Raw genomic sequence first — 12,773 nt, forward strand, 5'->3', positions numbered from 1 at the left:
CGAAGCGATCTTGGTTCTTTACCAGACAACAATAATTTTTAATCGAAAATAAATCATTTCGATTATATTTGCTGCACGATGAGCCAGCTGATACAAATTTCTATTTTACCCGAGCAAAAAGATGATCATGCATTTATTTTAAAGCGCGGACTGCAAAAAGCGAAGTTAAAATCTTCAGAAATTAAGGATTGGCGCATCAGAAAACGTTCTATTGATGCTCGCCAAAAACAAATAAAGCTCAATCTACAATTAGAATTTTGGTTAGAAGGAGAAAATAGAAAAGAAATTCCGCCATTTATTCCAAAAAACGTTCATTCAGCAGAAAAAATTGCGATTATAGGCGCTGGTCCCGCAGGTTTGTATGCAGCATTAAGAGCTATTGAAGCTGGACTAAAACCCATTATTTTTGAACGTGGAAAAGATGTGCGTTCTCGACGTAGAGATTTAGCTAAAATAAATAAAGAGCAACTTGTAAACCCAGAATCTAATTATTGTTTTGGCGAAGGCGGCGCAGGTACGTATAGCGACGGTAAATTATACACCCGATCTAAAAAACGCGGTAATGTGCTCAAAGCAATTGAATGGTTTGTTCATTTTGGCGCTGATCCAGATATTTTAGTTGATGCGCATCCACATATTGGCACCAATAAACTTCCCAAAATTATTACCGCCATGCGTGAAGCCATTATTGAGTTTGGCGGCGAGGTTCACTTTAATAGTAAACTCACAGATTTAAAGTTAGAAAATCAGGCAATAAAATCAATTGAAATTAACGATAAAAACTGGTTCCATTTTACAGATGTGGTTTTAGCTACAGGACATTCTGCTCGTGATATATTTTATCTTTTACATCATAAAAAAATTAAAATTGAAGCAAAGCCTTTTGCCTTAGGAGTTCGAGTAGAACATCAGCAAGAATTAATAAATTCTATTCAATACCACGGTGACGATGACAACCCTTATTTACCTCCTGCTTCCTACAGTTTGGTAGAGCAAGTTGAAGGTTTGGGTGTGTATTCTTTTTGTATGTGTCCCGGCGGAATTATTGCTCCCTGCGCTACCAATCAAGAAGAAGTGGTTACAAACGGTTGGAGCCCTAGTAAACGGAATAACCCGTATGCTAATTCGGGTATTGTCGTAAGTATTTCGCCAGATAATTTACCTCAATACAAAAAGGACAATCCTTTTGTTTGTTTAGAATTTCAGCAACAGGTAGAACAAGCTTGTTGGGAAGCTGCCGGAAAAACTCAACAAGTCCCCGCACAACGTATGATCGATTTTGTGGAAGGAAAAGTATCTAAAGGTTTCCCGAAAACTTCTTATCAACCGGGAATTGTTTCCGTGGATCTTAATCAAATTTTACCCGAATTAATCGCTCGTCGTTTGCAAAAAGCTTTTGTTGCTTTCGGTAAAAAAATGAAAGGTTATTACACCAATGAAGCTGTACTTCATGCGCCCGAAAGTAGAACCTCATCGCCTATTCTTATCCCTAGAAATACAGAAACTTTAGAACATATAGAAATTAAAGGTTTATATCCTTGCGGAGAAGGTGCAGGTTATGCCGGCGGAATTATATCAGCAGCAATAGACGGGATTAATTGTGTAGATAAAATTGTAGAAAAATTAGCTTCGTCTTCACAAAATCCTTCTTAATTTTCCTAAAATCCTCCTAAGATTTTCTTCGTTTACTAAAAGCAAGCAACAAAGAATTTTTATCTTCAGACCTCATTTCTTCGGAATTATTTAACACCTTACTGCTGTTTTAATTTTTACTTTTAAATTGAATTTTAAAACCTAGCGCATGTCTTTATTCGGAAAAATAAAAAATACCATCGATTTACTGAAAGGAGTCGATTTAGATCAATTGGCAAAAATCAATGAAAAAATTGATCTCAAAAAAACGATGGATACGTTAGGAAAATTAGACGATCGTCAGTTAAAAGGCATGATGAAAATGCTGAATCATCAAGGTAAAAAAGGGCAGCACCAATTACCGCCAATTGATGGCGATTTTTATAACTTAGATTTAAAATTAACCGAAGAACAACGCAAAATCCAAATGGAAGTTCGCAATTTTATGGAAGATGAAGTGCGTCCGTTAATCAATGATCATTGGAATAGAGCTAAATTTCCGTTTGAGGTTATCGAAAAATTCAAAAAACTAAACATTACCGGCATTCCTTATGAAGGTTATGGTTGTCCCAATTTACCATTTTTAATGGAAGGAATTATTGCACAAGAAATTGCGCGCGTAGATGTTTCCATTTCAACCTTTTTTGGCGTTCATAGCGGCTTAGCAATGGGATCTATTTATTTGTGTGGTAGTGAAGAACAAAAACAGGAATGGTTACCAAAAATGCAACAATTAGAAAAAATTGGTGCATTTGGTTTAACTGAACCCAATGTTGGTTCTGCCGTTTCACAAGGAATGGAAACCACTTGTAAATTTGATGGCGAAAATTGGATTCTTAACGGGCAAAAAAAATGGATAGGAAACGCCACTTTTGCCGATGTTATTATTATTTGGGCTAAAGACGAAGACAGCCATCAAGTAAAAGGTTTTTTAGTACGCAAGGAAAATCCGGGCTTTAAGGCTGAAAAAATGGAAGATAAAATGGCCTTGCGCATTGTACAAAACGCGATTATTACCTTAACCGATTGTAAAGTACCCGAAAGCGACCGCTTACAAAAAGCCAATTCATTTAAAGATACCGCTAAAGTTTTAAAAATGACACGCGCAGGAGTCGCCTGGCAAGCGGTTGGTTGTGCAAGAGGAGCTTACGAAAGCGCATTAAAATACACTAAAAAAAGGGAACAATTCGGAAAACCTATAGCATCGTATCAACTCATACAAAATCATTTGGTAGAAATGGTTTCTAACTTAACCGCCATGCAAACTATGGTATTCCGACTCTCTGAAATGCAAGATAACGGCATTTTAACCGACGAACATGCTTCTTTAGCCAAGGTATTTTGCAGTATGCGCACTCGAGATATAGTAAGTAGAGCCCGAGAGGTTATGGGGGGCAACGGAATTTTATTGAAACATGACGTAGCACGTTTTGTAGCTGATGCGGAAGCGATTTACAGTTATGAAGGCACCAAAGAAATCAACTCTCTAATTGTGGGTAGAGCCATTACAGGCTATAGTGCATTTGTTTAAGGAATTTGTAATTTTATTTATAAAAAAACAACAATAATCAATGCCAAAAAAAATTGTAATTATAAGTCCGGGGCGCGATTGTACGCCATGGATTAGAGCTTTAAAAAAAGAAGAACCTAATTTAATCGTAGAAGTTTATCCTGATGATACCAATCGGGAGGATACCGACTTTATTCTCACTTGGAATCCACCGAAGAATGTTTTTGAAAACTACCCCAATCTAAAAGTAATTGCATCGATGGGCGCGGGAATTCGGCATATTTTAAAGGAAAATAAGATCCCCAAACAAGCTGAAATTACCAAAATGGACGACCCGTTACTGAAAGAAGATATGAGCTATTTTGTATTGACAACGGCTTTAAATTTTCTTCGGAATATTCCGCTTTATTTTCAGCAACAAAATGATAAAATTTGGGAAAGACTAGCTTACCAACGACCCGAAGAAATTAACATCGGAATTATGGGGTTTGGTAATATTGGCGTAAAAGTAGGCGAATTATTGGTGAAAAATAAGTTTAATGTTCGCGGCTGGTCAAAATCAAAAAAATCACATCAGCATATTGAAACATTTGCAGGCGATAAAGAATTAACTAATTTCCTTGAAGGAAGTAATATTCTGGTTTGCTTACTCCCGCTAACCGATGAAACAGAAGGAATTCTTTCAAAAGAAATATTTCAGCAATTACCGAAAGGAGCTTATTTAATAAACGTAGGTCGCGGACCGCATTTAATTGAGGAAGATTTAAAAAACGCGTTGAAAAACGAGCGACTTTCCGGTGCGGCGCTCGATGTTTTTCAAGAAGAACCTTTACCAAAAGATCATTGGTTTTGGAATCATAAAAAAATTCAACTTACGCCACATACGGCAAGTGTAACCGATCCTGAATCGATTAGCAGCCAAGTGATTGAAAACTTAAATCGATTAAAAAAAGGAGAAGAATTATTACATGTTGTTTCTTTAAAGAAAGGGTATTGAGTTAGATGTTATAATAATATATTTTTTGAACTTTAATTTCAAAATGTTTTCAATGTCTTTCCAAGATAATTATGAATAGGTATTATAAAATTCAACATATTTTTAAATCATTCAACAATAACTTCATCTCTTATTTCGTAAAAATATGATGCTGGGTGGCTGTAAAATAATCACAAAATATTTGGTGGATTTCTTGATCGGTGCGGCTGGCTTTAACCCCCAAATGCGGGTACACCGAAATAAGGGAATGCGTTAATTCCTTTACAGAATGAGAGGCTTGGTGATGAATGGTATTCATCATTTCACCGGAGATGTCTTGCTCTTTTGTGATGTATTCTTCCACTTGGTCGGCATACATCTTAACTTGTTGATTCACTTGATGTAGCTGTGGTTCTAAATCACCCCATAAATTTCCTGTTTTAAGCCCTTTTCCGGCTTCCATGAAATGGGTCGCCATCCCGATATAATTTACCCAAAGCGTTAAATCAGCAAAGACGGCAAATGGGATTTTAAAGATCGGGTGCGGTTGGTAAAATTGATCGTAAACAAAACTAGCCTCTTGATGCACTAAAACCTTTTCTACTTGAAAGGAATGCGTAGCGGATGCTTTTAAGCCCATACTCTGCCAGTCTTCTATAATACTCACCGCAGATTTGGGCAACACAAACGATAAGACCTTCGGACTGCCATCGGAATGATGTATCGGTTTTCCGTTCTCGTAAATCTCCGCATTTAAGGTAAAATGACTCAAATAAGGAGCTCCGGTAGCATAAGACCACGTCCCGGAAATTTCATAGGCATCTCCTCGTTTTTCTGCAATTCCCGAAACCGCTCCACTTCCACCAAAACATACGTTGTTCGGCTTTTCGCTGAAAATTGACGCTGCCCTGGCCGGCGATAAGTTCCCCACAAAATAATTGGCGCCACTGCACAAGGTTACACACCAACCCAAGCTTCCGTCTATTTGTGCTAATCCTTGCAACTTGGCGAGCCCTTCTGTCAATGAAGATTCCAATCCACCGTATTTTTTAGGCACCCAAATATTCCATAAATTTTCTCGAGCAATCCAATCGAGGACAGATGACGGAAAAGTATCCTGTCCCGCTTTTAGGTCCCTAAGCGTTTGCCGGTTGTTGATCTTGTTCATTTTTTATAATTTTTCTCCATGTAAAGTACCCGGAAGTTCCTACAATAAATAAGAATACCGTTAATCCGGCATACACGTATAAGTCTTTATAGATTAACAACGGAATCGAGATCACATTACTGATATTTAAAAACACCCAATTTTGCAATTTGCGTTTTGCCATCAACCACATGCCTGCCCAGGCAAAAGCACTTGTGGTGGCATCCCAAAAAGGAACATCAGAATCGGTAAAGCCCACCAACCAAGTACTCATCAGAATAAAACACCCCACTACAATGCCAATGGCTTTTATGTACTCGTTTGGACTTGCGCTAGAAATCGGAGCCTCTTCGTGCTGTTTTCCATATTTCCAATAGACCCAACCATAGATACTCATACCCAAATAATATAGGTGTAAAACAAGGTCGGCGTAAAGCTTAGACTCATAATGAACCCATAAACCAATAAGAATCGAAGCGATCCCGAAAAGGTAATTATGAATATTATTTTTTCGAGCTAACAAGACTTGCATCACTCCTAATGCGGTGCCTATGCTTTGTAATCCGATAAGGTTCGTTAGAAATTCCTCTGTCATTGCGATCGTAAAATTCAATGAAATGAGGAGACAAGCTAGAAATCGGCCATAAACAATATTGTTTAGCCTCAAATTTCCTACGCCGGCATTATCCGGATCAGGTCTTGAGCATCTTGCTCGCGGGTATGATCTCAGCCTGTTTGACAAGCACCCCATTTCAAATTCCGTAGCAAAGCTACTATTTTTCTTGGGAAGAATTGTGTTGTGAGGAGGGAAAATTAGTGCTTAGTGCTTAGTGCTTAGTGCTTAGTGCTTAGTGCTTAGTGCTTAGTGCTTAGTGCTTAGTGGAAAATTAAAATTTAAAATTCAGTATTCAAAATTTTGACTTGCCATATGGTTTAGGTTTTAAGCTGGAGGCTGGAGGCTTGTTTTTTATGGAAAAATGAATCAGGAAACAAGAAAATAGTACTTTTTTCGTTTTTAAATTAATACTTTCCAACTTCAAACCTTTAACCTTAAACAACACGAATGTCATGCTGTTCCGATAGTCCCGATAGCTATCGGGATCGGAAATGTAGAAGCATCTCATTGTGTTTAGCTTTTAATTGTTAGCACATTGGTTTTAAGTAGACATTTCTTTTCTGATGCTTAATTTTTCATTTTTTTCATTGCTGTAAAAATGCATTCCTCTCCCGTTGGTCGTCGGATGCACTAAAAGTCTAGGCTTAAGAAACTAACTCTAAATTTATTGCTTGACTCCTAAATTTTAGGAACTCGCTCCGCTCAAACAGCCTAAAATTTCACGGAGCCTGCCCTTCAAATTTTACAAGCTATTTTCTGTAGGCCGGGTTAACATCCTAATTGTCATGCTGAACTTGTTTCAGCATCTCATCGAGTAGCTATATGCTTTATGGTCGTTTATAAAAAAATCTTCATCTTCAAAACACTTCGACAGGCTCAGTGTGACAGATCATTTTCAAATTTTCAAATCGACACATTACTACATCAACCCCTTCCAACATCCAGCTTACAACTTCAAACCTTTAACAACACGAATGTCATGCTGTTCCGATAGCTATCGGAATTGTCGAAGCATTCGTTAAGCTGTATGCTGTTATGTTGCTATGCTGTTATGGTGTTATGGTGTTATGGTGTAAGCGAGTTTTTATAGAAACACGAATCAGGAAACACGAACCAGGACTTTTTTCGTTTTTAAATTAGTCCTTTCCAGCTTCCAACTTTATACTAATAAATACTCATGGACATAATCTATATAACATTTCAATTGAACATTAAACATTATTCATTTAACAATTAAAAACACTTCGACAAGCTCAGTGTGACAGGTAATTTTCAAATTTTCAAATCGACACATTACTATATCAACCCCTTCCAACATCCAGCTTCCAGCTTCCGCCTTCATCTTAAAACACTTCGACAGGGGCGTGTGACTATTAGCTATTGTCTTGTAAAACGAAAACCCCGTTTAAAAGAATTTTCCGTTACGCAACACACAGCCTCCTTGAACCCTTAGAGATAAATACTTAACTTAATTTCGCTGCTAAGCTTAAGGTGCGGTTAACTTGAACTTCAATAGCTTTCTTTTGTTTATCGTTTAGCGCTTCCCCGCCGACCATACTAAAACCGTACGGATTTCCTCCGGTTTCAAAGAGTACTGGATCGCAATAACCGGGTGCTGCAATTATTGCTCCCCAATGCATCATCGTTTTGTATAAGGACAACAACGTGGTCTCTTGCCCTCCATGGGGGTTCCCGGCACTTGTCATACCGCTAACAACTTTATTGACCAGTTTGCCTTTTTGCCACAGGCCTCCGGTAGCATCGAGCAAGCTTTTAAATTGTGAAGGTAAATTTCCATAACGCGTAGGCGCACTAAAAACAATAGCATCTGCCCAGTCTAAATCGTCAACACTTGCGGTTGCAATCGATTTGGTTTGTTGATAATGATTGTACCAACCCTCATTTTCTTTCATCACTTCCTCCGGAACAGTTTCTTCTATTCTTCTTAACCGTATCTCTTTAACCCCTAACTTTTGAGCTGCAGACTCAGCTTCTTTAGCTAATTGGTGATTTGTTCCGGTCGCACTGTAATAAATAATCGCTAGTTTTAGATTTTCCATAAGTAATTTTTATTTGGAAGATACTCTAAATCAATTCATCATAAAAAAAACAAGTTTTAAAATTTTTATAATTTTTCAACTAAGTATTGTTTATTGGCTCTTTCCTGAGTAGACTGTTAGTTGTATGTTTAAGGCTTTAGGCTGTAAGCTAGTTTTTATAGAAACATGAATCAGGAAACAAGAAATAGTACTTTTTTCGTTTTTAAATTAATCCTTTCCAGCTTCAAACCTTTAACAACACGAATGTCATGCTGAGCTTGTCGAAGCATCTCATTGTGTTTAGCTTTTAATTGTTAGCACATTGGTTTTAAGTAGACATTTCTTTTCTGATGCTTAATTTTTCATTTTTTTCATTGCTGTAAAAATGCATTCCTCTCCCGTTGGTCGTCGGATGCACTAAAAGTCTAGGCTTAAGAAACTAACTCTAAATTTATTGCTTGACTCCTAAATTTTAGGAACTCGCTCCGCTCAAACAGCCTAAAATTTCACGGAGCCTTCCCTTCAAATTTTACAAGCTATTTTCTGTAGGCCGGGTTAACATCCTAATTGTCATGCTGAGCTTGTCGAAGCATTAGGTAAGCTTTTTGTTTCTTTTCAACTTCATAACAACATCACTTGATAACTTCATAACTAAATTATATAAGCTTTATGCCTTAGGCTATTAGCTTTACGCCAGTTTCAAAATAAAGAGCCTTCGGTTTCAAATTTTCAAATTGACACATTTCCACATCAATCCCTTCCAACATCCAACTTCAAGCTTCCGCCTTCAACTTAAAACTGACCGCTATCCCTCGTGAAAATAGGCTTCAAATCTACGTAGATGTTTTTTTGTTAGAGGCTTAGAAATAAAGTCAATAACCATATCAAATTTGGCTGCTTTATCCTTATCCGATTGATCGATTGAAGAGGAAACTATAATGACTTTTACATTTGTAAAAGCTTTTTCATTTTGCATTTCTACTAAGAAATCCCATGCGTTCATCAGCGGCATATTAATATCTAAAAAAATAAGGCAGGCTTGTTCCTGATGAAATTTCAAGTAAGTTAAGGCTTCTTTAGCATCCGTAAATACCTTTAGATCGCTAGCCGGAAATACCGAGTTTATCACTTTTGATTGCACCAGATTAATGATCGGATCATCGTCTATGAGTAAAACCTTATAGCTCATAAGTCTTTAATAGTTATGGTTTCACTTTTTTTTGTCACACTTTTAATCACTTCATCCATTTCTTCACATGATTGAAGCATGAGTTTGTATAGGTCTTCTTTAGACTTCCCTCCTCCTTCAAATTCTGTAATCAGTTGCACTATACTTATAACACGAGTTAAAGGAGCTCGCAGCACATGCGATTGTATCCAAGCAATTTCCTTTAATTTCTTATTTTGAACTTGTATAGCCTCAATATGCCTTCGTGACGGGGTTACATCTAATGCGGCCCCCACAGCACGAATGATTTCTTTTTTTTCATTTCTAACAATAAAGCACCGATCTATTACATACACCAACTCATCGGCGGAAGTTATCATTCTATACTCTTTTGACCATTGATTAATCTCAGGATCGGCGATGGTTTCTTCTATTGATGCCCATAAGCCATCAAGATCTTCCGGGTGTACTTGGGAGAACCATGAATTGTTTTTCCCACCTTTTTCATGCGACAGGTAATTTAAGAATTTGTCATACCCACTACTTCGGTCTATTTCGTTGGTTTCAAAATTCCAATCCCACATCATCTCATTAGTCGCTTTCATAGCAAGGCTAAAGCGTTCATTACTCCTCCTTAATTTCTGTTCGATTAAACGTTGTTCAGTAACATCTTGAACGGTTCCTTCCAGCAAGGTTGGATTCCCTTTCTGATCTTTTTTTAAACTGATCCGTTGGTGTATCCATCTCAGCTTTCCTTTTCCCGAAATAATCCGATGCGTAAAATCATGCTCTTCATCATCCGGCAAGTGAACAGACAAATCTTCTTCTATAAGGTAGCGGTCTTCCGGGTGAAAACTATGGGTTACATTCTGTAAATTAGGCACAAAATGTTCCGGGTCTTGATCAAAAATTTTATACATTTCTTCCGACCACTCGGTTACATCTTCAGCTATATCTCTTACCCAATAGCCCAGATTAGCCATTTTCTGTGCATTTTTTAGACGCGCATAAGCATTTCGTAAATTCTCTTCAGCAACTTTTTGTTTTGTAATGTCTTTTCCTACCGAATAAATCATTTTCTCTTCATGCTTTGTTCCCGAACTCCACAAAACCCAAATTCGCTCTCCTTCTTTTGTCTGAAAACAAGTTTCATAAGCATCAACACTCGGTTTACGCACTAAAGACTGCAAAGCCTGATGGAAGTTTTCTCTTTCGTCCCAAGGAATAAAAGCGGTAATTGGTTTAGAAATTAGCGTTTGACGGGAATAGCCCATTTTATTGACAAAGGCTCTATTCACTTTCTTAAGGTAACCATCAAAATTCCATATACACAAAGGATCCGGAGAAATATCAAAAAAGTAATTCAATTCATCTTCGATGAGTTTGTGTTTTAAAGATGCACCGATCTGCTTTCCGATAGTACTTAAAATATGCTTGATGGTAAAGAGGCTGTCGGCAGACTGTCGCGATAGTAATAAAAACATGCCTTGAAATTTCCCATGATAAATGATGGGAACGCCCAAAGCCGACTGAAGCTTGTATATTTCTGCATTATGTTTACGAATAAAAGCATCATGCGTTTGTGTTTTCCAAATCAACGCCTTTTTCTCTTTCCATACACAACCGGGCAGTCCTTCTCCAATATTCACCGAAGAAAGTCCGTTCTTCCGCTCGTAAAAACCGACTACTTCCGGCTGATCTACCGCATAAGCAATAAGGTTTAGTTTTGTTTCGTCTCGCGAACACAGCCATACTTCTGCAGCTGCCAGGTCAGAAAATTCTCGGAGCTGCGTGGCAGCGGTTTGAAGGCAAGTCTCTAAATTAGAAGATTGACTGAGTACACTTGATAAAGAAAGTAAGAGTTTTTCCTCCTTTTCTTTTTCAACAATCGACGTAATATCTTTTACCGCTCCTATTAAACGTATGGCATTACCTCTTACATCACGTATAATATGACCCGAATCTACAATTGTAGCATAGGTTCCGTCTGCTTTTCTAAATCGGTATTGCTGTTTACAAATCGATTTAGATAAGTCCTTAAGATAACGATCAAGCTTATCATAGACTTGTACTTTCTCATCGGGATGTAAATGCTCCTCCCAAAATTCACTATCATAAGATCGATTAGCGGTATACCCGAAAAGGGTAATCAAGGACTCTCCTACCCGGGTTACTTTTCCGGTTTTTAAATCCCAATCATAAATATGATCTTGAGAGGCTTCAGAGGCAATTCTGTAACGTTCATGAGCAATTTGCAACTTTTCTCGTGTCTTTACCCGTTCAGTTACATCCCTGGCATTCATCACAATCCCCTTAACAATATGATCTTCCAGCAAGTTCGTAAATGTACTTTCGATGTAACGCCAGTTCCCATCTGCATCTTGATGACGAAATACCGGCAGCTTGGTTATCTTTTGCTGACTTGCTTTGTTAAAGTATTTTTTTACCAAACTTGCATCCTCCGGATAAATGAAATGGCTAGGGCGATGTTGCTCCAAGCTTTGAATTTCAAAACCGAGAATATGCTTAAAGTTCGGACTGAGATAGGTATAATGACAACTTGCATCGATCACCGCAATCAGTTCATTTCCTTCTTGCACAAGGGAGCGAAATTTATATTCGCTGTTTTGCAATTGTTCCAGAATTTGTTTTTTCTCTATAATTCCGGAAAGGTTATGGAGTAAAGTTCTTAAAAATTCAAGTTCATCGGCAAGCCAGACTCTTTCTTTTGTACAATCATCAAAGCCTATAAATCCATGAAAGGAATCTTTTATAAATAAGGGAAAAACTATGATTGATTTAATTCCTTGATCAACCAACATTTCCTTAAGAAAAGAGGTCTCCATATCCGAAATCAATGCCTGATAAGGTTTATTTTCACTAAGTGGTTTTGTAAAAGTTTGAATAACATCAAAAGGTATATTCTGCAAGTCGCTATTCTCAATTTGCGGCACTATGCCCTCCCGCGACCATTCCAGCCGTTGCGAACTCAACCTTTTCCCTGAATTGTTATCGGTATGATTTTCAAAATAATAAACCCGATCTACTTGGAGGTTCTGACCTATTATTTTCAAGGAGTCACCAAGTGCTTGTAACCAATCATTTGAAGCATATAAAGCGGTATTCACTTCAGAAAGGGCTTGTAAAAAGAGTCTATTTCGATGTACTACTTGCTTCTCCCGCAATTCATCACTAATATCAAATGCCGCAAACATCCCTAGCTTTTGATCATCCATCGTTATCAGATTACAGCAGGTCTTCACCTCCATCAGTTTCCCCTCTTTCGTTAGATGTTGTACATGTGCTGAAGCGGCGAGCAAGTCATTTTTATCATGAGAGGCCGACGGGAGAATAGCCTGCATATCCATAGATAAAAACTCCTCCTTTGTATAGCCATACTGTACTAGTGCTGTTTTATTTACGTGAAGAAATTTTAAGCTTTCAACATCAATTATCCACATAGGTACTGGACTGGCATCAAAAAACAGCTGATAAAATTCTTGATCGGAATTATAGTGTTGAATGTTTTCCACGTAGCGGTTTTTAATTGATCGATTAATGTCTCATCCTTTTGAGCGATCAACCTAAGTTTGTATACTAATTTTGAAAGAAAAGTAATTATTTTAAAAAAAACGTGCAATTTTTTTAACCCAAAGATTACACTATTTCTCTACTACTTACCTCG

The 12,773-nt window shown here is 37.6% G+C and carries 8 protein-coding genes and 1 riboswitch; of the genes, 3 read left to right on the plus strand and 5 right to left on the minus strand.

Annotated features, from left to right (window positions below; genetic code table 11):
- Positions 1 to 78 precede the first annotated feature (78 nt).
- From D9R05_RS12310 to D9R05_RS12320, 3 genes are all read left to right on the plus strand, one after another.
- Positions 79 to 1,653 carry an NAD(P)/FAD-dependent oxidoreductase gene (locus D9R05_RS12310; RefSeq protein ID WP_121667531.1) on the plus strand — a complete coding sequence of 525 codons (1,575 nt, stop codon included), beginning with the start codon at positions 79 to 81 and terminating at the stop codon, positions 1,651 to 1,653.
- Between the two features lie 148 nt (positions 1,654 to 1,801).
- Positions 1,802 to 3,163 carry an acyl-CoA dehydrogenase family protein gene (locus D9R05_RS12315; protein ID WP_121667532.1) on the plus strand — a complete coding sequence of 454 codons (1,362 nt, stop codon included), beginning with the start codon at positions 1,802 to 1,804 and terminating at the stop codon, positions 3,161 to 3,163.
- A gap of 40 nt (positions 3,164 to 3,203) precedes the next feature.
- Positions 3,204 to 4,139, plus strand: coding sequence for a 2-hydroxyacid dehydrogenase (locus D9R05_RS12320; protein ID WP_121667533.1), 936 nt, complete (start codon positions 3,204 to 3,206; stop codon positions 4,137 to 4,139).
- A gap of 130 nt (positions 4,140 to 4,269) precedes the next feature.
- On the opposite strand, the gene D9R05_RS12325 is transcribed toward D9R05_RS12320, so the two are convergent.
- The 5 genes from D9R05_RS12325 to D9R05_RS12345 form a co-directional block, all read right to left on the minus strand.
- Positions 4,270 to 5,286, minus strand: a complete 1,017-nt coding sequence (locus tag D9R05_RS12325) for an acyl-CoA dehydrogenase family protein (RefSeq protein ID WP_162984980.1) — start codon at positions 5,284 to 5,286, stop codon at positions 4,270 to 4,272.
- Positions 5,255 to 5,860, minus strand: coding sequence for a nicotinamide riboside transporter PnuC (gene pnuC, locus D9R05_RS12330; protein ID WP_121667534.1), 606 nt, complete (start codon positions 5,858 to 5,860; stop codon positions 5,255 to 5,257). The genes D9R05_RS12325 and pnuC overlap by 32 nt, the downstream gene beginning before the upstream one ends.
- Before the next feature lie 56 nt (positions 5,861 to 5,916).
- A riboswitch (TPP riboswitch) is annotated at positions 5,917 to 6,025 on the minus strand.
- A 1,319-nt stretch (positions 6,026 to 7,344) separates the two neighbouring features.
- Positions 7,345 to 7,941: an NAD(P)H:quinone oxidoreductase gene (wrbA, locus tag D9R05_RS12335; protein ID WP_121667535.1), complete on the minus strand. Its 597-nt coding sequence runs from the start codon at positions 7,939 to 7,941 to the stop codon at positions 7,345 to 7,347.
- Between the two features lie 784 nt (positions 7,942 to 8,725).
- A complete protein-coding gene (locus D9R05_RS12340) occupies positions 8,726 to 9,109 on the minus strand; it encodes a response regulator (protein ID WP_121667536.1) in 384 nt (127 codons plus the stop codon).
- The gene (locus D9R05_RS12345; RefSeq protein WP_121667537.1) at positions 9,106 to 12,621 is read right to left on the minus strand and encodes a PAS domain S-box protein; all 3,516 of its coding nucleotides are present in this window, start codon (positions 12,619 to 12,621) and stop codon (positions 9,106 to 9,108) included. Before D9R05_RS12345 ends, D9R05_RS12340 begins: the two co-directional genes overlap by 4 nt.
- Positions 12,622 to 12,773: the final 152 nt, after the last annotated feature.

The organism is Mesonia aquimarina (assembly GCF_003667275.1).
Taxonomy (GTDB): domain Bacteria; phylum Bacteroidota; class Bacteroidia; order Flavobacteriales; family Flavobacteriaceae; genus Mesonia; species Mesonia aquimarina.

Excerpts from the sequence above, each read along its gene's own strand:
- D9R05_RS12310 (WP_121667531.1), top strand. The coding sequence starts at position 79 with ATGAGCCAGCTGATACAAATTTCTATTTTACCCGAGCAAAAAGATGAT.
- D9R05_RS12315 (WP_121667532.1), top strand. The coding sequence starts at position 1,802 with ATGTCTTTATTCGGAAAAATAAAAAATACCATCGATTTACTGAAAGGA.
- D9R05_RS12320 (WP_121667533.1), top strand. The coding sequence starts at position 3,204 with ATGCCAAAAAAAATTGTAATTATAAGTCCGGGGCGCGATTGTACGCCA.
- D9R05_RS12325 (WP_162984980.1), bottom strand. The coding sequence starts at position 5,286 with ATGAACAAGATCAACAACCGGCAAACGCTTAGGGACCTAAAAGCGGGA.
- pnuC (WP_121667534.1), bottom strand. The coding sequence starts at position 5,860 with ATGACAGAGGAATTTCTAACGAACCTTATCGGATTACAAAGCATAGGC.
- wrbA (WP_121667535.1), bottom strand. The coding sequence starts at position 7,941 with ATGGAAAATCTAAAACTAGCGATTATTTATTACAGTGCGACCGGAACA.
- D9R05_RS12340 (WP_121667536.1), bottom strand. The coding sequence starts at position 9,109 with ATGAGCTATAAGGTTTTACTCATAGACGATGATCCGATCATTAATCTG.